We start from the raw sequence: 21,663 nt of genomic DNA, 5'->3' as shown, positions 1-21,663 counted from the left end.
TTGAGTCCGTTCCACTCAAGTCATTGCTGGAGGAATCGAAATGGCACGTGCGGTCGGCATCGACCTGGGCACGACTAACTCCGTCGTCAGCGTTCTGGAGGGCGGCGAGCCCACCGTCATCACCAACGCCGAAGGCGCCAGGACCACGCCGTCCGTCGTCGCCTTCGCCAAGAACGGTGAGGTGCTCGTCGGCGAGGTCGCCAAGCGCCAGGCGGTCACGAACGTGGACCGGACCATCCGCTCGGTGAAGCGTCACATGGGTACGGACTGGAAGATCAACCTGGACGGGAAGGACTTCAACCCCCAGCAGATCTCCGCCTTCATCCTGCAGAAGCTGAAGCGCGACGCCGAGGCCTACCTGGGTGAGAAGGTCACGGACGCGGTCATCACCGTCCCGGCGTACTTCAACGACTCCGAGCGTCAGGCGACGAAGGAGGCGGGTGAGATCGCGGGTCTGAACGTCCTGCGCATCGTCAACGAGCCCACCGCCGCCGCCCTGGCCTACGGTCTCGACAAGGACGACCAGACCATCCTCGTCTTCGACCTCGGTGGCGGCACCTTCGACGTGTCCCTGCTGGAGATCGGCGACGGCGTCGTCGAGGTGAAGGCCACCAATGGTGACAACCACCTCGGTGGTGACGACTGGGACCAGCGTGTCGTCGACTACCTGGTGAAGCAGTTCCAGAGCGGCCACGGCGTGGACCTCTCCAAGGACAAGATGGCCCTCCAGCGCCTCCGCGAGGCCGCTGAGAAGGCCAAGATCGAGCTGTCCTCGTCCACCGAGACCTCGATCAACCTGCCCTACATCACGGCGTCCGCCGAGGGCCCGCTGCACCTGGACGAGAAGCTCACGCGCGCCCAGTTCCAGCAGCTCACCGCCGACCTTCTGGAGCGCTGCAAGACGCCGTTCCACAACGTCATCAAGGACGCGGGCATCAACCTCTCCGAGATCGACCACGTCGTTCTCGTCGGTGGCTCCACCCGTATGCCCGCCGTCGCCGAGCTCGTCAAGGAGCTGACCGGTGGCAACGAGGCCAACAAGGGTGTGAACCCGGACGAGGTCGTCGCCATCGGCGCCGCCCTCCAGGCCGGTGTCCTCAAGGGTGAGGTCAAGGACGTCCTGCTCCTCGACGTGACCCCGCTGTCCCTCGGTATCGAGACCAAGGGCGGCATCATGACGAAGCTCATCGAGCGGAACACGACGATCCCGACCAAGCGGTCCGAGATCTTCACCACCGCCGAGGACAACCAGCCCTCCGTGCAGATCCAGGTCTACCAGGGCGAGCGCGAGATCGCGGCGTACAACAAGAAGCTCGGGATGTTCGAGCTGACCGGTCTGCCGCCGGCCCCGCGCGGTGTCCCGCAGATCGAGGTCGCCTTCGACATCGACGCCAACGGCATCATGCACGTGACCGCGAAGGACCTCGGCACGGGCAAGGAGCAGAAGATGACCGTCACCGGCGGCTCCTCGCTGCCGAAGGACGAGGTCGACCGGATGCGCCAGGAGGCCGAGAAGTACGCGGAGGAGGACCACGCCCGCCGCGAGGCCGCCGAGACCCGCAACCAGGGCGAGCAGCTCGTCTACCAGACGGAGAAGTTCCTCAAGGACAATGAGGACAAGGTCCCCGGCGAGGTCAAGACCGAGGTCGAGGCGTCCGTCGAGGAGCTGAAGGCCGCGCTCAAGGGCGAGGACACCGCCGAGATCCGTACGGCCACCGAGAAGGTCGCCGCCGTCTCGCAGAAGCTGGGCCAGGCGATGTACGCCGACGCCCAGGCCGCGCAGGCCGCCGGTGGCGCCGAGGGCGCGCCGGGTGCCGAGCAGGCCAAGGCCGACGACGACGTCGTCGACGCCGAGATCGTCGACGAGGACCGTAAGGACGGTGCCGCGTGACGGAGGAGACCCCGGGCTTCGAGGAGAAGCCTGACGTCCCCTCCGGCGCCACCTCTGACGACGCCGAGCCGCAGACCGCCACCCCCTCTTCGGAGGGGGCGGCGGCCCCGGACGGGGACGCAGCAGCACAGTTGGTCGGCATGACGGCCCAGCTGGACCAGGCACGCACGGCGCTCAACGAGCGCACGGCGGACCTCCAGCGGCTCCAGGCCGAGTTCCAGAACTACCGCCGACGGGTCGAGCGCGACCGGATCGCGGTCAAGGAGATCGCCATCGCGAACCTCCTGACCGAGCTCCTGCCCGTGCTCGACAACATCGTCCGGGCACGGGATCACGGTGAACTGGTCGGCGGCTTCAAGTCGGTGGCCGAGTCCCTGGAGACCGTCGCGGCGAAGATGGGTCTGCAGCAGTTCGGCAAGGAGGGCGAGCCCTTCGACCCGACGATCCACGAGGCCCTGATGCACTCGTACGCGCCCGACGTCACCGAGACGACGTGCGTGGCGATTCTGCAGCCGGGGTATCGCATCGGCGAGCGCACCATCCGCCCCGCGCGGGTGGCCGTCGCCGAGCCTCAGCCGGGGGCGCAGACCGTCAAGGCCGACGAGGCCGAGGCGGCCGACGACAAGGAGAGCGGTGGCCCGGACGAGGGCTGACGTTGAACGCATAAGAGAGGAGGGACGCTGAGGATGAGCACCAAGGACTTCATCGAGAAGGACTTCTACAAGGTCCTCGGCGTCCCCAAGGACGCCACCGAGGCCGAGATCAAGAAGGCGTACCGGAAGCTCGCCCGCGAGTTCCACCCGGACGCCAACAAGGGCAACGCGAAGGCCGAGGAGCGCTTCAAGGAGATCTCCGAGGCCAACGACGTGCTCGGCGACCCCAAGAAGCGCAAGGAGTACGACGAGGCACGCGCCCTCTTCGGCAACGGCGGCTTCCGTCCGGGTCCCGGCGCCGGGGGCGGCTCCTTCAACTTCGACCTGGGCGACCTCTTCGGAGGCGGCGCCCAGGGACAGGGCGCGGGAGGCGGCTTCGGCGGCGGCATCGGTGATGTCTTCGGGGGCCTGTTCAATCGCGGCGGCGCGACCACCGGCACCCGTACGCAGCCCCGGCGCGGCCAGGACATCGACACCGAGGTGACGCTGAGCTTCACCGAGGCGGTGGACGGCGCGACGGTTCCGCTGCGGATGACGTCGCAGGCGCCCTGCAAGGCCTGTTCGGGCACCGGCGACAAGAACGGCACGCCGCGCGTGTGCCCGACCTGTGTCGGCACCGGCCAGGTCGCGCGGGGTTCGGGCGGCGGTTTCTCGCTCACCGACCCCTGCCCGGACTGCAAGGGCCGCGGCCTGATCGCGGAGCACGCCTGCCTGGTGTGCAACGGATCGGGGCGCGCCAAGTCCTCCCGGACCATGCAGGTCCGTATCCCGGCCGGAGTCAGTGACAGCCAGCGGATCCGGCTGCGCGGCAAGGGAGCTCCCGGCGAACGGGGCGGCCCTGCGGGCGACCTGTACGTCACCGTCCATGTGGGCGCCCACCCGGTCTTCGGCCGCAAGGGCGACAACCTCACCGTCACCGTGCCCGTCACCTTCGCGGAGGCGGCGCTCGGCGGCGAGGTGCGGGTGCCGACCCTCGGCGGACCGCCGGTCACCCTGAAGCTGCCGCCCGGCACGCCCAACGGCCGCACGATGCGGGCCCGCGGCAAGGGTGCGGTCCGCAAGGACGGCTCGCGGGGCGACCTCCTGGTCACCGTCGAGGTCGCGGTCCCCACGGACATGTCGGGCAAGGCTCGTGACGCCCTGGAGGCGTATCGCGAGGCGACCGCGGGTGAGGACCCGCGGGCGGAGCTGTTCCAGGCCGCGAAGGGAGCTTGAGAGGGATGGACGGCCGTCGACGCAACCCGTACGAACTGACCGAGGAAACCCCGGTCTACGTCATCTCGGTGGCGGCCCAGCTCTCCGGCCTGCATCCGCAGACCCTGCGCCAGTACGACCGCCTCGGCCTGGTCTCCCCCGACCGCACCGCCGGGCGGGGCCGGCGCTACTCGGCTCGCGACATCGAACTGCTGCGCACCGTCCAGCAGTTGTCGCAGGACGAGGGCATCAACCTGGCCGGCATCAAGCGCATCATCGAGCTGGAGAACCAGGTCGCCGCGCTCCAGTCCCGCGTGGCGGAACTGCAATCGGCCCTCGACGGTGCGGCAGCCGCCATGCAGCAACGCGAGGCGGCCGTCCATGCCTCGTACCGCCGCGACCTGGTCCCGTACCAGGAGGTCCAGCAGACCAGCGCGCTCGTGGTGTGGCGGCCGAAGCGGCAGCAGCAGTCGGACTGACGCCCGCGCGCACGTGAAAGGGGCCCGGAGGATTTCTCCGGGCCCCTTTTGTCGTGGTCGTCAGCTTCGTCCAGGTCGCTGCCCTGGAGGCGCCGGTAGACCCGGTAGCCGGTGAGGTTGACGGTCTTCTTCACCGTCGACGACACGCTCTTCCAGAGGTCGGCCTTGCGGCTGCCGTCGAGGCGGGACGTCCGGAGGCCGTCCTGGGTCGCGACGGGAGTTGGTTGTGCGACGGTGGATGACAGAAGGTGAAGCCATGGGGATTGCTGGAAGGCAGGGGCGTACCCTCTTCCCATCGTGTTCACTTGGGGAACACGGAACGCTGTTGCCATCTCGTTAAGTGGCTAGTCCTTGACGCTGAGGTGATCGCCGCGTTGGCTTTCAGCCACCTGGGTCGCAATGCTGCAACCTCGCCCGGAAGGCACCTGATGTGAACACTCGTAACACCCGTCTGCGTCGTACCGTCATATCCCTGGCCTCGTCCGCCATGGCCGTCACCCTCGCCGGCTGCGGCGTCGTGGACGGAATCGGCGGCAGCGACACCAAGGCCAGCCCCACGAAGGGCGACGACATCGAGGTGGGCCTGCTCCTCCCGGAGAAGGAGAACACCCGTTACGAGAAGTTCGACTACCCCATCATCAAGGAGCAGGTCGAGAAGCTCACCAGCAACAAGGGCAAGGTCGTCTACGCCAACGCCGAGCAGGACGCGGCCAAGCAGAACACCCAGCTCCAGCAGATGGTGGACGACAAGGTCGACGTCATCCTCGTGGACGCGGTGGACTCCCAGGCCATCGCGAGCGGCGTGCAGAAGGCCAAGGCGGCGGGCATCCCCGTCATCGCCTACGACCGCCTGGCGCAGGGGCCGATCGACGCGTACATCTCCTTCGACAACGAGCTCGTCGGCGAGGTCCAGGGCAAGGAGCTCGTCGGGGCGCTGGGCAGCAACTCGGCCTCGAAGAAGATCATCATGATGAACGGCGCGACCACCGACCCGAACGCCGCGCAGTTCAAGTCGGGCGCCATCTCCGAACTCAAGGACAAGGTCGTCATCGCCAAGTCCTACGACACCAAGGACTGGAACCCGGTCAACGCCAAGGCCAACATGGAGAAGGCGATCGCCGCGGTCGGCCTCAACAACATCGCCGGTGTCTACTCCGCCAACGACGGTCTCGCGGGCGCAGTCATCGACGCCCTGAAGACCGCGGGCGTCAGCACGGTGCCGCCGGTCACCGGCCAGGACGCCGAGCTCGACGCGGTGCAGCGCATCCTCAAGGGCGACCAGTTCATGAGCGTCTACAAGTCGTACCCGCAGGAGGCCACCGCGGCCGCCGAGATGGCCGTGGCAAAGGTCCAGGGCCGCTCGATCGAGTTCGACGCCCTCACCCGCGACAAGGTCGACAGCCCCTCGAACAAGGACATTCCGGCCCAGCTCGTCCCCGTTGTCGCGCTCAAGAAGGACAACATCAAGGACACGGTGCTCCAGGACGGCATCTACACCGTCAAGCAGATCTGCACGGCCGGCTACAAGGCGGCGTGCAGCGCGAACGGCATCAAGTAGGACTCACTTGACCCACTCGGGGTGAGGGCTTGCGCCCTGCCCGAGTGGGCCAATCGGTGAATCCGCCGGTGGTTCAGTCCGCGGCCTCGATGGCGTACAGGAATTCGCTGTCGCTGCCCACGTACACCAGTCCGTCCGCGACGGCGGGCGAGGACCGCACGGGCCGGCCCGTGGGGAACCGCCACCGCTCCAGACCGGTGGCGGTGTCCACGGCGTAGACGTTGCCGTCGTCGCTGCCGAAGTACACGGTCGTGCCCGCCACGATCGGCGTGGACCGGATGGGTCCGTCGGCCGTGAACCGCCATCTCCAGTCTCCGGTCGCGGCGTGGACGGCGAACAGGCGGGCGTCGTCGTTGCCGACAAAGACCGTCCCGTCCGCGACCGCGGGGCTGGACTGGATGGGGCTGCCGAGGGAGCTGAGCCATATCCTGGCTCCGGTCAACGTGTCGAGGGCGTGCAGATCGCCGTGCTTGCTCCCGACGTAGAGGACCCCGTCGGCCAGGGCGGTCGGGCCGGAGACGGGGCCGGCGGGGACGCGGGCGCGCCACTTCCTCTTTCGGGAGAGGCCGTCGATGGCGTACACGTGCCTGCTGTTGTTGCCGATGATCGCCACCTGGCCGGCCAGTACCACCCACCGGTAGCGCGGCAGGCCGTCTCCACCCCGCGCCCAGGCCTCGGTGCCGTCCGCGGCGTGGAGCACCCTCAGCGTATTGAGGCTGCAGATGTACACGCAGTCGGCGGCCGTCCCCACCGTCGCGGTTGCCGGGCCGGACAGGGCCGACTCCCAGTCGATCCGTCCGCTGCGGATATCTATGGCGAACAGCTTCCGGTTCGCGGGGACGTACACGAGATTGCCGTCGACCTTCGGTGCCGACCGGACGGCGCCGACTTGGAGGAAGCGGCTCCATTTCTCGCGTCCGGTGGCGGCGTCGAGGGCGTACACAACGCCGGAGTCGCTGCCGACGTACACAACACCGTCCACGACGGTCGGCACGGACTGCACGCAGCCGCCGGTCGGGAAACTCCACCGTACGGTGCCGGGGGTCCGTGGGGGAGCGGGAGGCACGGCTTCCCCTGCGACAGGTACAGCGGGCGGGGGGACGACCGTGGCGAGGGCGGGCGTTGGCCTTGGCGTGGCGTCCTCGGCGGCAGGGGCAGGCTGGTCCCGGAGGTGGGCGGCGGCTGTGCTGGAGACGCTTCGGCTGTCGTCGTCCGCCAGGCGCCCCAGTTCCTCAGCCGTACGTCGGCGTACGGTCTCGTTGCCGACCCGGTACAGGTGGGCGAGCGACTCCACGGCGCCGAGCCGGTCCGTCGCGATGGGGCTGCGCAGCGCGTTCCGAAGATGGGCGGGCAGGGCCCAGTTGATGTTCCGGGCGATGACGATGCGGCCCTCGACGTTGTCCTGCTTCTTGGGGCGTTGCTGCGGCATCTCGTCGACGACCTTGTCATGGACGTAGGCGTACAGCTCGTCGAGGGTGATGTTGCCGTCGCCGTCGAGGTCGGCGGTGCCCTCGCGCAGGCCCTGCACGAGATGGCGGGTGAAGACCGACTGCGGGGCAGTGCCGTGTACTTGATCGCCCTCGAACGAGTACTGGGTGGCGTCGGAGGCGGTCAGAACGGTGCGGCCGCGCCCCTGGAACCGCTCCAAGGTGTGGACTTCACCGTCGGCCTTGGCGAGCCGGGCGGCGGCCGGGAAGGCACCGCTGTAGCAGCAGTCGAGGATCAGTACCTGGCGTCGTGACATACAGCCGGCCATGGCCCGGTCGATCTGTTCGGCCGGCAGTGAGGTGAACATGAGGTTGTCACGGCGAGTGTTGGCCATGGCGAGGTGCAGCCGGCCCTCGTCGTCCTTGAGGCCGTGGCCGGTGAAGTACAGCAGGGTGAGGTCGTCGTGGCGGCGGTTGTGGAAGTGTTCGCCGAGGGCCTCGCCGACGCGGTGGTGTGGTTCGTTGATGAGAATGTCGACGTCGAACCCGGCGATGTCCGGGTCACGCAGAACCTCGGCGAATGCCTCCGCGTCATGCCCCGGAGCGGTCAGTTGCCGTAGCCCTTCGTCCTGGTATGCGTACGTCGCGATCAACAGGGCGGTTCGGCGGCCCACGGCTATTCTCCCGACCGGTGGCGGCGCACGAACTGGTCGATCAGCTCCCGGCGTTCGTCGGCGGACGCCTGCTCCAGTTCGAGCGTGTCTCCGTCGATGGTCACCGAGATACGGTTCCGGGCGGACTGCCGGCCGAGCCAGTCCCGCAGCGTCTCCACGAGCGAGGTGAGCACCCCGCCCGGAGCGCTCAGGGCGAGCACGACGGCGCCGACGGTGACCGGATCGACCGCCTTGGCGCCGTCGGGTGGGCCGCCGTCGGAGAGGGGGCGCAGCGCTTCGATGTCGAGTTCGCGCAACTCGGCACGGAGCCGGGCGGCCAGTCCCTCGACCTCCTCGGGATCCGCGTCACCGTCCGGCGTCAGACCCAGCAGTACATCCATGGCGTCCCTACCTCCCCGTACGTCCCAGTGTGGTGAACCGGGATGGCTGGCGGGGAGATTTTCCCGGAAGTCGACGTAGCTCGGGGGGACCTCAGGTGGTTCCACGATGCACCGGGTGCCGAGGCGGCGCCACCGTCATCTTGTTGCAAGCGACAGGGCGGAGGTGGGGTCTTTTACCCGCAAATACGGGCGAGATGGAGCGCGCGGGCGGGGGAGCCGTGTTGCGATGCCGGACGGGGCCGCGCATAGTTGCGCTGCGGAAGGCGCCGGAACGCGGGTAGTTGCGCTGAGAAAGACGCCGGAACTCGGGGCTTACGCCAGGGTTGGAGCCAGGGGTGGGAGATGGCCGGGCACGGTACGGACAGGCATCCGCACGGCGCTGACCGACTGTGCGAGGTCGGCGACCGGGTGTACTCCCGGGCCGTGCGGCGCGGCCGCGTGCCCCGCGAGGACGCGGAAACGGTGCCCTGTCTGCTGGAGTTGGCGCTGCTGCACCCCGACCCCGACGACATGGGGTGGCTGGTGCCGACCTCGCCGCAGGAGGTCATGACACGACTGCTGCGGGGGGTGTACGAGGAGGTCAGTGCGAGCCAGGCGCGGGTGGGCGACGCGGTGTCCGCGTTCGAGTGGTACGCGGGACTCGGCGGGCGCGTCCAGGCGCCGGCCGAGGGCGTGGCGATCCGCGTCCTGGACGGACTGCCGCGGATCCGGGCCGCCATGGACAAGGCGACCGAGGAGTGCACGAGCGAGGTCCTGACCGTGCAGCCGGGCGGTATCCGTCGCGAGGACGAACTCTCCGAAGGCCTGCACCGGGCGTTGGAGATGCGCCGCCGCGGCGTGCGCATGCGCGACCTGTACACGCACGTGGCCCGGCACGGCCAGGGCCTGCTCAACTACATGGAGCTGATGGGCGACGCGGCGGAGGCCCGTACCCTCGACGAGGTCGTCGAGCGGCTGATCCTCTTCGACCGCAAGGTCGCCTTCATCCCTGCGAACCCGGACCGCACGATCGCCCTGGAACTGCGCCACCCCGCCGTCGTCGACTACCTGGTCACGGTCTTCGAGCGGCTGTGGCGCCTGGCGATCCCGCTGACGTCCCCGCTCCCGTCGACGGGCATCGAGGGCATCACGCACCGCGAACGCTCCATCGCCGCGCTCCTGGCCGAGGGCCACCAGGACGCGGTGGTCGCGGAACGGCTCGGGATCAGCGTCCGTACCTGCCGGGCGCACATCGCGCGCCTGTCGGAGACCCTGGGCGCGGCCAGCCGCACCCAGTTGGGCGTCCGCATCGCCCAGGCGGGCCTGGACGGACCTCCGCGGACCCCGGAACTCGAGACGATCACCGTTCCTGGGGTTGCTCCCGGGCCCCCTGGTGTTCCTGATCGAGGATCCTCGACTTCCCTATGAGGTAGTCGAGTTGGGCCCGGCTCCCACCGCCGAGAGTGGCGGCGAGTCCGGCGATGTGGACGCGGACGGTGCGGACGTTCATGCCGAGTGGAGGGCGACCGCCGGTGCGACGGGTTCCAGCCAGTACAGGTCCTCGACCTCCGGCTGGAGCAGGCTGAAGTCGATCAGGCAGGGGGCGCCTTCGGCGGCTTCACCCCGCACACGCCCCTCGCGCAGCGCGCGGGCGTACAACTCCAGACCTGCTTCGCACAGTTCGTCGACTCCGTGCCCGTGTCCCCCGGTGGTCACCCGTTCCGTTCCTCCGTCAGCGCTCAGTGATCCTGTTTCAGGATGCCGGACTGCGCTATGAGAAAGCCGAGTTGGGCGCGGCTCCCGCTGCCGAGGGCGGTGGCCAGTTTGGCTATGTGGGCCCGGCAGGTGCGGACGTTCATGCCGAGGCGGCGGGCTATGGCCTCGTCCACGTGGCCTTCCACCAGGAGCTTGGCGATGGAATGCTGGATCTCCGTGATGCCGTCGGGGGCGGTCTCATAGGGGGCGCCGGTGGTCAGCGGGACCGCACGGCCCCACATGAACTCGAAGACCTTGATCAGGTAGCGGACGAGGCCCGGGTGGCGAAGCTCCAGCGCGACCTGCTGGTCGTCACGGGTGGGGATGAAGGCCACGGTCTCGTCGCAGATGATGAGGCGCTCGACCAGTTCGTCGATGGTGCGGTGCTCCACCTTGCCGTTGGAGAGCTGGCTCACGTAGGCCAGCTTCTCCGGGCTGTACCGAGCCGTGTGCTGATAGAGAGTCCGGATCCGCACACCACGTTCGATCAGGGGCCTGTCGCGTTCCAGCCCCTGGATGAGATTGCGCTCGGGGCGAGGACCGCTGGGCTGGACCGTGAGCATCTCGACCTGGCACTGGGCCGTGGCCAGGTCGAGCGCTGCGTTGATCCGGCCGTTGCCCTCCAGCACAGTGATCGAGTGCGTGGTCGCCGTGGCCTGGGCACTGAGCGCCATGAACGGCTCGAAAGCATCGGCCAGTTCGATCGACAAGCGCCGGCGTTCGGTGATCTCGTGCTCTATGGGGTTGAGACGCTGGGCCAGAGCGATGGACGGTGGTACCGGACGCAACCAGTTCGCGTCGTCAGGATCGGGGTGCAGCAGGGCGAACTCCATCAGGCAGGGAGCGGATTCCACGTCCGCGCGAGCGATGCGTCCTGTGCGCAGTGCATTCGCGTAGATGCGGCCCCCTTCCTCGCACAGCTGGGTCACCGCATGGGGATGTGTCCCTCTAGTCCCATTTATTGCCAAAACTCCACCCCCCAGGGTCCTGAACGTGCAGGAACATGATGCATCGATTGTGTGGCCATGACGTGCCCGAATGAGCCATCGTCGTATCCGACGGGGGAAGAGGGGACCTTCAAGTGAGGACGAAGCCGACTATGCGTAACAAAATGCTTCGCTCGGCGCTTGTCGCCGCCTTCTCCGCCGTTATGGCCTTCGGAGCGCTGAGCGGTCTCTCCGATGCGAAGGGCGACGCCAGGGCGGACAGTGTCTGGCCGGCGGCGGCCGCGACCGTCGTGATTGCTGGTGACAGCGTCTGGCCGGTGGCTCCGGCTGGCGAAGACGACAGTGTCTGGGCCTGATATGACCACTCCTCCCGATGACCGCTCGTTCCGCCGAGAAATGGCCACCGCCTACCGCTCCGGCTGGCACTTCATCGACCTGGCCACCGCCATCCCCCACAGCGGTGACTCGCTGATGGTGACCGTGTTCGGGGAACCGGTGGTGGTCACCCGGGACGAAGAGGACGACGTGCGAGCGTACCGGTGTCTGCGACGGCCTCGGGGGGCGCCACAGCCAGTCAGGTGTGCCATCCGTTACGGAATGATCTTTGTGAACCTCGACCAGCGCGACCACCAGCTGGCCGAACCGGAAATCCCGGACGTACAGACCATTGCAGCCACCCCCCGCAGTGCCTGACGCGATTCCCCCGTCGTAGTAGATCGCGCAGGTACTTCCCCCCGCAGCGGCGTCACCGTGACCTGAACACGGTGACGCCGCTGCAGTTTTACGTGAAACCTCCAGGTATCGGCGCATACCGAGAGCGGCTGAAATCAGCCGCGCCCCATCGCCGAGGTCAGTTCGATCTCGATCACCACCCGGGACGGGTTGGGCGACGGCACCCGCCCGTACCGCTCCGCGTACCGTCGCTCCGCCTCCGCGACGCGCGCCGGCTCGACGGATACCGTCGCCCGCCCCTCCAGCGTCGCCCAGCGGCGGCCGTCCACCTGGCAGACCGAGACTCGCGCCCCGTCCGCCCCCGCCGCCAGTACGTGACCCACCTTCGCGCTGGACTTGTTGGTGATCACCCGGGCCAGGCCCGCCTCGGGGTCGTAGGTCACCCCGACCGGCACCACGTGCGGGCTCCCGTCGGGGCGGAGTGTCGAGAGCGTGCACAGGTGCCGCTCGCGCCAGAAGCTGAGGTAGGCGGCGTCGGGCTGCCGCGGGTCCACCGGATACGAAGCCATGAGGCCCGAATCTACGCCCCCGACACGCCCTTGAGTGGAATAGACTCAACTTTGTGTCCGTTGGCACACTCAGCATGAGGGATGCATGCGCGAGGGACGTATGCAGGACCGCTGACGCAAGGAGGAGAACGCGACCGTGGACGCCGAGCTGACCAACAGGAGCCGGGATGCGATCAACGCGGCCACCAACCGGGCCGTGTCCGAGGGGCACCCGGACCTGACCCCTGCGCACCTGCTGCTGGCGCTGCTCGGGGGGCAGGACAACGAGAACATCATTGATCTGCTGGCCGCCGTCGACGCCGACCAGGCCTCCGTCCGCGCCGGGGCCGAACGCGTCCTCGCGGGCCTGCCCAGCGTGACCGGGTCCACCGTCGCGCCCCCGCAGCCCAACCGCGAGCTGCTCGCCGTCATCGCCGACGCCGCAGAGCGCGCCAAGGAGCTCGGCGACGACTACCTCTCCACGGAGCACCTGCTCCTCGGTATCGCCGCGAAGGGCGGCCAGACCGGCGACGTACTCTCCCAGCAGGGTGCCAGTGCGAAAAAGCTGCTTGAGGCGTTCCAGAAGACCAGGGGAGGGCGCCGGGTGACGACCCCGGATCCCGAGGGCCAGTACAAGGCGCTCGAAAAGTTCGGTACCGACTTCACGGCCGCGGCGCGCGAGGGCAAGCTCGACCCCGTCATCGGCCGCGATCAGGAGATCCGGCGGGTGGTGCAGGTGCTGTCCCGCCGGACCAAGAACAACCCCGTCCTCATCGGTGAGCCCGGTGTCGGCAAGACGGCTGTGGTCGAGGGGCTCGCCCAGCGCATCGTGAAGGGCGACGTGCCCGAGTCCCTCAAGGACAAGCGGCTCGTCGCGCTCGACCTCGGCGCGATGGTCGCGGGCGCGAAGTACCGCGGTGAGTTCGAGGAGCGGCTCAAGACCGTCCTTGCCGAGATCAAGGACTCCGACGGGCAGATCATCACCTTCATCGACGAGTTGCACACCGTCGTGGGCGCCGGGGCCGGCGGCGACTCCGCCATGGACGCCGGGAACATGCTCAAGCCCATGCTCGCCCGTGGTGAGCTGCGGATGGTCGGTGCCACGACGCTCGACGAGTACCGCGAGCGGATCGAGAAGGACCCGGCGCTGGAGCGGCGGTTCCAGCAGGTGCTGGTCGCCGAGCCCACCGTCGAGGACACCATCGCGATCCTGCGCGGGCTCAAGGGGCGCTACGAGGCCCACCACAAGGTCCAGATCGCGGACAGCGCGCTCGTCGCGGCCGCGACGCTCTCCGACCGGTACATCACCTCCCGCTTCCTGCCCGACAAGGCCATCGACCTCGTCGACGAGGCCGCGTCCCGGCTGCGTATGGAGATCGACTCGTCTCCCGTCGAGATCGACGAACTCCAGCGCGCCGTCGACCGGCTCAAGATGGAGGAGCTGGCGATCGGCAAGGAGACCGATGCCGCCAGCAAGGAGCGCCTCGAGAAGCTGCGCCGCGACCTCGCCGACAAGGAGGAGGAGCTGCGCGGTCTCACCGCCCGCTGGGAGAAGGAGAAGCAGTCCCTCAACCGCGTCGGCGAGCTGAAGGAGAAGCTCGACGAGCTGCGCGGCCAGGCCGAACGCGCCCAGCGCGACGGCGACTTCGACACCGCCTCCAAGCTGCTGTACGGCGAGATCCCGTCCCTGGAAAGGGACTTGGAGGAGGCCTCCGAGGCGGAGGAGGAAGCCGCCAAGGACACGATGGTGAAGGAAGAGGTCGGGCCCGACGACATCGCCGACGTCGTGGGCTCCTGGACCGGCATTCCCGCCGGGCGGCTCCTGGAGGGCGAGACCCAGAAATTGCTGCGCATGGAGCAGGAGTTGGGCCGTCGGCTCATCGGCCAGACCGAGGCCGTACAGGCCGTGTCGGACGCCGTGCGCCGCACCCGCGCCGGAATCGCCGACCCGGACCGCCCGACCGGCTCCTTCCTCTTCCTCGGCCCCACCGGCGTCGGCAAGACCGAACTGGCCAAGGCACTTGCCGACTTCCTCTTCGATGACGAGCGGGCCATGGTCCGCATCGACATGAGCGAGTACGGCGAGAAGCACACCGTCGCGCGGCTGGTCGGCGCCCCGCCCGGGTACGTCGGTTACGAGGAGGGCGGCCAGCTGACGGAGGCCGTGCGCAGGCGCCCGTACAGCGTCGTCCTGCTGGACGAGGTCGAGAAGGCGCACCCGGAGGTCTTCGACATCCTGCTCCAGGTGCTGGACGACGGGCGGCTGACGGACGGTCAGGGACGGACGGTCGACTTCCGCAACACCATCCTGATCCTCACCTCGAACCTGGGCAGCCAGTTCCTTGTCGAGCCGCTCACCTCCGAGGAGGAGAAGAAGCAGCAGGTCCTTGACATCGTGCGGGCCTCTTTCAAGCCGGAGTTTCTCAACCGCCTCGACGACCTGGTGGTCTTCTCCGCCCTCGACAAGGAGGAGCTGGAGCGCATCGCGGGGCTCCAGATCGGCCGGCTCGCCAAGCGGCTCGCCGAGCGCCGGCTGACCCTGGAGGTCACCGACGCGGCCCTGGCCTGGCTCGCCGACGAGGGCAACGACCCGGCGTACGGCGCACGCCCGCTGCGCCGCCTCGTCCAGACCGCCATCGGCGACCGCCTCGCCAAGGAGATCCTCGCGGGCGAGGTCAAGGACGGCGACACGGTACGGGTGGACGCGTTCGGCGACGGGCTGATCGTGGGCCCGGCGACGGGAAAGACGCTGTAGGGCCGCGCTCACCGGGCCGGGGCGAAGGTCCGGCCCGGTGAGCCGAGGCTGCGGAAGAGCAGCGCCGAGACCCTTCGGATGATCGGTGCCGAGGCTTCGCGGAGGGGCCCCGGGCGGTGCCCGTGACCGGATCTTGCCAGCCCCCGGGCGACAGGCCCTGTCAGGGGTTGCCACTCCCCTCCCCGGATGGGGGAGGATGGCAGAATCCGTACGAAGGGAAATACACGGTGAGCATCGACCCGTCCTCGATTCCGAACTTCGGGGGCCAGCCCGAGCCGCAGCCCGGCGGCCCCGCGGGCCCCGTCGTCCCGGATCAGGACCTCGTGAAGCAGCTCCTTGACCAGATGGAGCTCAAGTACGTCGTCGACGACGAGGGTGACCTCGCGGCGCCGTGGGAGCAGTTCCGTACGTATTTCATGTTCCGTGGCGAGGGTGACCAGCAGGTCTTCTCGGTGCGTACGTTCTACGACCGGCCGCACCAGATCGACGAGAAGCCCTTGCTTCTGGAGTCCATCGACGACTGGAACCGCCGCACGCTGTGGCCCAAGGTCTACAGCCACACGCACGACGACGGCACCGTCCGCCTGATCGGCGAGGCGCAGATGCTGATCGGCACCGGCGTCAGCCTGGAACACTTCGTCTCGTCGACGGTCAGCTGGGTGCGGGCCGCCATCGAGTTCGACAAGTGGCTCGTCGAGCAGCTGGGCCTGGAGCAGGAGATCAACGAGGCGGAGAAGCCCGAAGACGACGAGGAGTAGTCCTCCGGGAACTCACAGCGGCGTGTGGGTGATCACCACCAGATACGCGCCGTATGCGAACGAGAGCCCGGCCAGGGCGCCGACCACCAGGGTCGCGTGCCAGGGCCGGGCTCTCGCCGTTCGCACCAGCGCCCGCGTCAGCGGCAGCAGCAGCGGGAAGGCCGGCAGCAGGAAGCGCGGCTTCGATTCGAAGAAGCCGGAGCCGCCGAGCGCGATCAGCAGCAGTACGCCGCTGTAGACGAGGAGCGGCAAGGGCGTGCGGTCGGCGATCAGCAGCGCGTACAGCAGGACGGCCGCGGTGACGATCAGCAGCGTCACGGGAAACACGAAGCGGTCCCCATGCAGCAGCAGGTGCTTGATGAAGCGCAGCGAGCCCACCCCGAAGTCGAAGCGCGAGCCCCACAGCCGCTGCACCTCGAAGTAGCCGCCGAGCGGATCGCCCTTGCGGTGCCCCACCCACAGCACGTAGCCGCCCCAGCCGAGCGGCGCGAGCGCGGCGCCCGTCCACAGCCTGTGGGGAACTTTTCGGCCGCGCTGCCGCCAGGCCTCCTGCGCGGCCGCCGCGAGGACCGCCGCCGCCACCGCGAACCCGTTCGGCCGGGAAAGACCCGCGAGCGCCGCGAGGGAGCCCGCCCACAGCCAGCGCTCGCTGAGCAGCGCATACAGCGACCAGGCGGCGAAGGCGGTCAGTACGGGCTCGGTGTACGCCATCGACAGCACGACCGAGTGCGGGAGCAGGCCCCAGAGCAGGACGAGAGTGGTGCCGACCGCGCGGCCGTACAGCCGGGCCCCGATCGCGTACACCCCGCAGGCGGCCGCCGCGGCCGCCAGCCAGGACACCAGCAGGCCCGCCGTGCCCGCGTTCAGCGGCGTCAGGGCGGTGGCGGTGCGCACCAGCGCCGGGTACAGCGGGAAGAACGCCAGGTCGCTGTGGACGACGGTGGGCTGGAAGTACGTCGTCCGGCCGTAGCCGTGCGCCGCGATGTGCAGGTACCAGATCGAGTCCCAGGACCGCGCGAGCAGGACGAGCGGGTGTTTGCCGGTGGCCCAGGCGGTCGCGGCGAGCACGAGGATGCCGGTGAGGCGTGCGGCGGCGAACAGCCCCAGCGCGGTCACCGTGGCGTTCGGCAGGTTGCGCGCGGCGCGGGACGACGGGTGGGCGCGGTCCCCGTGCTCCGTGAGGGCGGGGCGAGCGAGGGTACTCGGGTGGGTCACACCCGAACTGTGCTTTCCCTACGGGGAATTCGCTAGATTTGTGCCTCCGTGCGGGTACGGTTCACCTCGCCCCGGCGCGCCGTCCGCGGAGACGGCGCGCGCAGTGCTATCGAAGGCGCCTCCCGTCGAGTTGCCGACGGCGGGCCAGGCGTGAATACCGGCGCGCCGCTGTGCTGCCATGGGGCGTCCCGCACTGCTGCCGACGGCAGTGTCCCGATCGCTGCCGACGGAACTACCACGCCGCCTTGAGCCGTTTCGCCGCCTCCTGGAGCACCTCCGTCTGCTTGCAGAACGCGAACCGCACGAACGGCGCGCCCGCCTCCCGGTGGTCGTAGAAGACGGCATTCGGGATGGCGACGACACCGGCACGCTCCGGCAGGGCGCGGCAGAAGGCGAAGCCGTCGGACTCGCCGAGCGGCCGGATGTCGGTGGTGATGAAGTACGTGCCCTGCGGGCGGAAGACCTCGAACCCGGCGTCCATGAGCCCCGCCGCCAGCACGTCCCGCTTGGCCAGCATGTCGGCGCGGAACGCGTCGAAGTACGCGTCCGGCAGCGCGAGCGCCTCCGCCACGGCGTACTGGAACGGGCCCGCCGACACATACGTCAGGAACTGCTTCGCCGACCGTACAGCGCTGACCAGGGCAGGCGGCGCGGTCACCCAGCCCACCTTCCAGCCGGTGAAGGAGAAGGTCTTCCCCGAGCTCCCGATGGTGACCGTCCGCTCGCGCATCCCCGGGAACGTGGCCGGCGGCAGGTGCTCGGCGTCGTCGAAGACGAGGTGCTCGTAGACCTCGTCCGTGACCACAAGGAGGTCACGCTCCACAGCGAGCCTTGCGATCTCGGTGAGCTCCTCGCGGGTGAGCACGGTGCCGGTCGGGTTGTGCGGGGTATTGATCAGGAGCAGCCGGGTCTTGTCGGTGACGGCGTCGCGCAACTCGTCGAGGTCGAGCCGGAAGCTGCCCTCGTGCGGGCGCAGTGTGACCGGGACCCGGGTGCCCCCCGCCATCGCGATGCAGGCCGCGTACGAGTCGTAGTACGGCTCGAAGGCGATCACTTCGTCGCCGGGCTCCAGCAGGGCGAGCAGGGTGGCGGCGATGGCCTCCGTGGCGCCCGCCGTGACCAGGACCTCGGTGTCGGGGTCGTACGACAGGCCGTACCGGCGCTCCTGGTGCGCGGCGATCGCCGTGCGCAGCTCGGGGATGCCGGGACCCGGCGGGTACTGGTTGCCGCGCCCGTCCCGCAGCGCCCGCACGGCCGCTTCCCGGATCTCCTCGGGACCGTCGGTGTCGGGGAAGCCCTGGCCGAGGTTGATCGAGCCGGTGCTCATCGCGAGGGCCGACATCTCGGCGAAGATCGTCGTTCCGAACTCGGCGAGCCGGCGGTTGAGGAAGGGGCGCGCGCTGGAAGTCATGCCGGTCATCCTGCGCCCAAGCTCTGGACTTCCTCAACATAGCTTCGCGGATGAACACCTTCGGTGGTACCCAACGCGCCATCTCTGATCAGGGGGAAAGCCGTCGCCATCTGTCGTCGTCTGTCATCGTTGGCTGCCCTCGGACGGCCCAGAGACGGCCCCGGAGGGTGGACGGCAGCACGCTGGTGGCGTGCACCAGCATCCGGCAAACCCAACCGGGCCCGGCACGACCAGACACCTGCTGACTCGCACAGCCAACACGCTTTCCAACTGCGGTGGTGCGGCGCTGGGCTGCGTCCGGGAGCATTCACCTGGGTTCATGGGCGGTTGACGAACGCGACGACGACGGTCCTGGGTCTCACTTGAACGGCATTGAACGGCATTGAACGGCGATGAATGAGACGGAAACTGAGACGGCCCGAAGCATCGGGCCTTACTCGATGCTCTCGGAGCGTTCTCGAACCTGGTCGTCCAACTTGCCTTCCTCCAAGTCGCTTAGAGCGGCCGCGTACCCAGCCATGACCGCCTCGCGTACGACGTCGTGGAGGTCCACAGGGATCGTGTCGAAGATGCCGGAGCAGATGTTCGCTGCTGCGTCATACGCGGATCGGTAGTGCGGTTCACGGATGCCGGGCCTGCTGGCCACCGGCCTCGCCGCGGCCGCGACGGCCCTCCTGCTGACCGCGGCCCCCGCCGGTGCCGGCTTCTGGCTGACGGCAGCGGTCCCAGCGACGCTGGTCGCCCTGTTCTTGCTGGCAGGGGTCGCGGTGGCGCACACCTCCGCGCGCACCGGCCCGACCGGCTCGCGCTCGCGAGATGTCCCCGGCCGATCCGCCGGTGGTCCGGGCCGCCCTCTGGGAGGAAGGCGGCCCGGACACGGGGTCACTTCGAGACTGTCACCTTGAGCGGGGCCAGATCCGGGCTCGGAACGGGCTTGCCGGTGCTCGCGGTGCTCGCGGTGCTCGCGGTGCTCGCGGTGCTCGCGGTGCTCGCGGACAACGGCTGGGAGGCCGGGCTCTGCGGGATGTCACCCTTGTAGTACGGGGTGTACGCGTAGGTGCTGTCCACGCCGATGGCCCTGCCGATCAACGGGACCACCTTCGCGTCGACGGAGCCGTTGCCGCCGAACACGGCCACGTGGTTCAGGCTCGCCGACGTGCGCATCATGTACCACTTGGTGTCGTACGTCAGCGAGGTGACGTCGGTCCACAGCAGCGGGCCGAACGTGGTCATCGCCGACGACGCGGAGACGCCGCCGCGCCAACTGCCCACGGAGGCCACCGCGGCGTCCGACGGCGACGACCACCAGAACTCGGCGAGCCTCGCGGCGACCGGCGCCGGACTGCCGCCGAAGCGGTAGTAACTGTACTTGCTGGGCCAGTAGGGCAGCTTGCCGGCGTTGTACGCCTTGGCCAGCGCCGACTCGGCGTCGACCCCCACCGTGATGATCTTCGTCGTGCTCGGGCTGTACTTGTTCAGGTAGCCGTACACGGACGCGGTCATGGTCGAGCCCTCGGTCAGCAGTACGACCGCGGTGCCCGAGGTGCCCATGGCGCCGGCGGCGGAACTGGCCGCGAGGGCGTTGTGGTAGTCCGTGCCGGTCGCCAGGAACACGTACTTCGGGGCGCTGGTGATCGTCTTGGCCACGGCCACCGAGGTGGAGTAGCGCGAGACGTCGGACAGCCGCTTGGCGACGTACCCGAGCGAGGTCACCTTGGACGCCACCGAGCTGCTGAGGATGCTGGTGCCGCCGACCAGGTAGACGGTCTTGCCCTTGGGCAGCATGCGCTTCAGCTCGGTCTGGACGGAGGAGTCCAGGCCCGTGCGGGAGGTCATCAGCACCGGTCCGTGCTTCTTGCCGGCCAGCGAGGTCGCGGTGGTGGCGTACGCGGAGTCCGACTTGCTGATCAGGACGGCCGAGCTCGCGTTCATCAGGCCCGGCACGCTCTTGCCGAGGGTGTTCCACGTCCACTTGGACGACGCGATGTTGGTGTCGTAGGTGTCGGAGCCGTAGACCCGGGAGATCGCGTTCTTCCGGAGCGGCTGCCAGGCCACGTCGGTCCCGTCGGCCATGGGCACATGCGTCTCCGTGCCCGTGCCGAGGTCGTGGATCCATATCTGCGAACCGCTGGGGCCGGTGTCCGGGCTGCCGGTGAAGTAGGTGTCGTACGCGATCCGGTCGCCCTTGGGCGACCAGGCGGGACGGTTGTGGTCGGCGGGGTCCGTGGTGACCTGGGTCAGCCCGGTGCCGTCGACCTTGACCGTGAAGAGCTGTTTGTGTCCGGCGACGGTCCGGGTGAAGACCAGCGACTGCCCGTCGGGGGACATGCTCGGCTCGTCCGCGTTGGCGGCCACCTTGGTGAACGCCTTGGTGGGGCCGTTGTAGACCCAGACGGCCGGAGTGCCGGTGGTGGAGCAGCTCGTGCCGGTGCGTACGAAGGCCAGCATGCCGTTGACGGCGCCGCTGGCCTTGGAGTCACAGCCGTCGACGTCAGTGCCGAACAGTGCCTTGGGAGCGAGGGCGCTGTTGGCCACGGCCACCCGCAGTCGGCCTCCGGCGGTGAAGACGATGTCGCCTCCGCCATACCAGAACGTCGGGTCGGTCGGATGCCAGCCACTGCCCGCCGGCATGACGATGTCGTTGCCCGAGATCGACTCCTGGGCGTACGTCTTCGTGCGGAGACGGCCGTCGGCGGAGCCCACGTAGGCGATCTGGCTGCCGTCGGCGGACCAGGCGGCCTGATTCGCGGTCTCGTAGAACTGGACGCTCTTGGTCCCGTCGGGGTTGATGTAGCGCAGCGAGCCGAGTTCGTTGTACAGCAGCCTGCCGTCCGTGGCCGGCCAGCCGGCGGTGTCGGCGGTCGCCTGGCCCGGGAGCCCGGCGACGAGACCGGCCGCGAGTGCGGCGACGGTCGTGAGCGCCGCGAATCCGCGACGCGCAGAGATGTTCAATGTGCCCCCACAGGTGAATGGATGGCTGCGTTGCCCCTCCCCCGAGGCGAACGGACGGCATCGTGTTCGTCGTCCGTACGGCAGCGGCGAAACTTTAGCGCCGTGCCACGGCATCTGTGGAGGCAGGGGCACCCGGTGCCGACGCGCCCGTGGACAAGTCGCGGGAGATGATGCTGCAGGGCCCCGCGGTTCGCGGCGGGCCCTTCAGCATCATGCCCGTTATTGATAGACCCACTTGAACGACGGTGAAGGTCGCTGAACGAGACGATTGGTGCGGGCCAGATCCGGTGCAACCTTCTGATCCGTAGCTCAATATGGATCGGTCGCTCACGGTCATACCGGTCGCTCCCAAGCCTCTGTGGGGTGTTGCTGGGTTGAGACGTCTGTTGGGGTTGCTGTACTTGGATGCTGTACG

At 68.9% G+C, this 21,663-nt stretch carries 18 protein-coding genes; 9 read left to right on the top strand and 9 right to left on the bottom strand.

The genetic code is table 11. The annotated features are described in order from the left end of the window. Positions 1-40 precede the first annotated feature (40 nt). From dnaK to ACIBK0_RS04865, 5 genes are all read left to right on the top strand, one after another. Positions 41-1,891, top strand: coding sequence for a molecular chaperone DnaK (dnaK, locus tag ACIBK0_RS04885; protein WP_399075647.1), 1,851 nt, complete (start codon positions 41-43; stop codon positions 1,889-1,891). Further along, positions 1,888-2,544, top strand: a complete 657-nt coding sequence (grpE, locus tag ACIBK0_RS04880) for a nucleotide exchange factor GrpE (RefSeq protein ID WP_399075644.1) — start codon at positions 1,888-1,890, stop codon at positions 2,542-2,544. The genes dnaK and grpE overlap by 4 nt, the downstream gene beginning before the upstream one ends. 33 nt (positions 2,545-2,577) lie before the next feature. Further along, entirely contained in the window at positions 2,578-3,759 is a 1,182-nt protein-coding gene (gene dnaJ / locus ACIBK0_RS04875) for a molecular chaperone DnaJ (protein ID WP_399075641.1), read from the top strand. Between the two features lie 5 nt (positions 3,760-3,764). Further along, complete coding sequence (locus tag ACIBK0_RS04870; protein WP_399075639.1) at positions 3,765-4,217, top strand: heat shock protein transcriptional repressor HspR; 453 nt, start codon at positions 3,765-3,767, stop codon at positions 4,215-4,217. A 430-nt stretch (positions 4,218-4,647) separates the two neighbouring features. Further along, positions 4,648-5,775 carry a sugar ABC transporter substrate-binding protein gene (locus ACIBK0_RS04865; protein WP_399075636.1) on the top strand — a complete coding sequence of 376 codons (1,128 nt, stop codon included), beginning with the start codon at positions 4,648-4,650 and terminating at the stop codon, positions 5,773-5,775. A 73-nt stretch (positions 5,776-5,848) separates the two neighbouring features. Here ACIBK0_RS04865 and ACIBK0_RS04860 read toward each other — a convergent pair whose 3' ends face one another. Together ACIBK0_RS04860 and ACIBK0_RS04855 are read right to left on the bottom strand one after the other, a co-directional pair. Further along, on the bottom strand, positions 5,849-7,876 hold the full coding sequence (locus ACIBK0_RS04860; RefSeq protein ID WP_399075634.1) for a PQQ-binding-like beta-propeller repeat protein: 2,028 nt from the start codon (positions 7,874-7,876) through the stop codon (positions 5,849-5,851). A gap of 2 nt (positions 7,877-7,878) precedes the next feature. After that, positions 7,879-8,256, bottom strand: coding sequence for a hypothetical protein (locus tag ACIBK0_RS04855; protein ID WP_399075632.1), 378 nt, complete (start codon positions 8,254-8,256; stop codon positions 7,879-7,881). Between the two features lie 342 nt (positions 8,257-8,598). On the opposite strand from ACIBK0_RS04855, the gene ACIBK0_RS04850 reads away from it, so the two are divergent. Further along, positions 8,599-9,663 carry a LuxR C-terminal-related transcriptional regulator gene (locus ACIBK0_RS04850; protein ID WP_399075630.1) on the top strand — a complete coding sequence of 355 codons (1,065 nt, stop codon included), beginning with the start codon at positions 8,599-8,601 and terminating at the stop codon, positions 9,661-9,663. A gap of 78 nt (positions 9,664-9,741) precedes the next feature. Here ACIBK0_RS04850 and ACIBK0_RS04845 read toward each other — a convergent pair whose 3' ends face one another. Both ACIBK0_RS04845 and ACIBK0_RS04840 read right to left on the bottom strand, forming a co-directional pair. Beyond that, positions 9,742-9,951, bottom strand: a complete 210-nt coding sequence (locus tag ACIBK0_RS04845; RefSeq protein ID WP_399075628.1) for a hypothetical protein — start codon at positions 9,949-9,951, stop codon at positions 9,742-9,744. Positions 9,952-9,974: 23 nt separating this feature from the next. Continuing rightward, a complete protein-coding gene (locus ACIBK0_RS04840) occupies positions 9,975-10,919 on the bottom strand; it encodes a helix-turn-helix transcriptional regulator (RefSeq protein ID WP_399075626.1) in 945 nt (314 codons plus the stop codon). A 375-nt stretch (positions 10,920-11,294) separates the two neighbouring features. Here ACIBK0_RS04840 and ACIBK0_RS04835 point away from each other — a divergent pair, with 375 nt between their 5' ends. Beyond that, positions 11,295-11,630, top strand: coding sequence for a hypothetical protein (locus ACIBK0_RS04835; RefSeq protein ID WP_399075624.1), 336 nt, complete (start codon positions 11,295-11,297; stop codon positions 11,628-11,630). Between the two features lie 134 nt (positions 11,631-11,764). On the opposite strand, the gene ACIBK0_RS04830 is transcribed toward ACIBK0_RS04835, so the two are convergent. Further along, positions 11,765-12,178: a pyridoxamine 5'-phosphate oxidase family protein gene (locus tag ACIBK0_RS04830; protein WP_399075622.1), complete on the bottom strand. Its 414-nt coding sequence runs from the start codon at positions 12,176-12,178 to the stop codon at positions 11,765-11,767. A gap of 136 nt (positions 12,179-12,314) precedes the next feature. On the opposite strand from ACIBK0_RS04830, the gene clpB reads away from it, so the two are divergent. Both clpB and ACIBK0_RS04820 read left to right on the top strand, forming a co-directional pair. After that, positions 12,315-14,912, top strand: a complete 2,598-nt coding sequence (gene clpB, locus ACIBK0_RS04825) for an ATP-dependent chaperone ClpB (protein ID WP_399075620.1) — start codon at positions 12,315-12,317, stop codon at positions 14,910-14,912. 227 nt (positions 14,913-15,139) lie between these two features. Further along, a complete protein-coding gene (locus ACIBK0_RS04820; protein ID WP_399075618.1) occupies positions 15,140-15,670 on the top strand; it encodes a YbjN domain-containing protein in 531 nt (176 codons plus the stop codon). 12 nt (positions 15,671-15,682) lie between these two features. On the opposite strand, the gene ACIBK0_RS04815 is transcribed toward ACIBK0_RS04820, so the two are convergent. The 4 genes from ACIBK0_RS04815 to ACIBK0_RS04800 form a co-directional block, all read right to left on the bottom strand. Continuing rightward, positions 15,683-16,885 carry a hypothetical protein gene (locus ACIBK0_RS04815; RefSeq protein WP_399075616.1) on the bottom strand — a complete coding sequence of 401 codons (1,203 nt, stop codon included), beginning with the start codon at positions 16,883-16,885 and terminating at the stop codon, positions 15,683-15,685. Positions 16,886-17,117: 232 nt separating this feature from the next. After that, the gene (locus tag ACIBK0_RS04810; protein WP_399075614.1) at positions 17,118-18,305 is read right to left on the bottom strand and encodes a pyridoxal phosphate-dependent aminotransferase; all 1,188 of its coding nucleotides are present in this window, start codon (positions 18,303-18,305) and stop codon (positions 17,118-17,120) included. A gap of 424 nt (positions 18,306-18,729) precedes the next feature. After that, entirely contained in the window at positions 18,730-18,942 is a 213-nt protein-coding gene (locus tag ACIBK0_RS04805; RefSeq protein ID WP_399075612.1) for a hypothetical protein, read from the bottom strand. Between the two features lie 236 nt (positions 18,943-19,178). Continuing rightward, positions 19,179-21,248 (bottom strand): cell wall-binding repeat-containing protein, encoded by a 2,070-nt coding sequence (locus ACIBK0_RS04800; RefSeq protein ID WP_399075610.1) that lies wholly within the window; start codon positions 21,246-21,248, stop codon positions 19,179-19,181. Positions 21,249-21,663: the final 415 nt, after the last annotated feature.

The organism is Streptomyces sp. NPDC050564 (assembly GCF_044457265.1).
Taxonomy (GTDB): domain Bacteria; phylum Actinomycetota; class Actinomycetes; order Streptomycetales; family Streptomycetaceae; genus Streptomyces.
The sequence above is the reverse complement of the archived record's forward strand: the minus strand, read 5'-3'. Positions and strand labels throughout refer to the sequence as shown.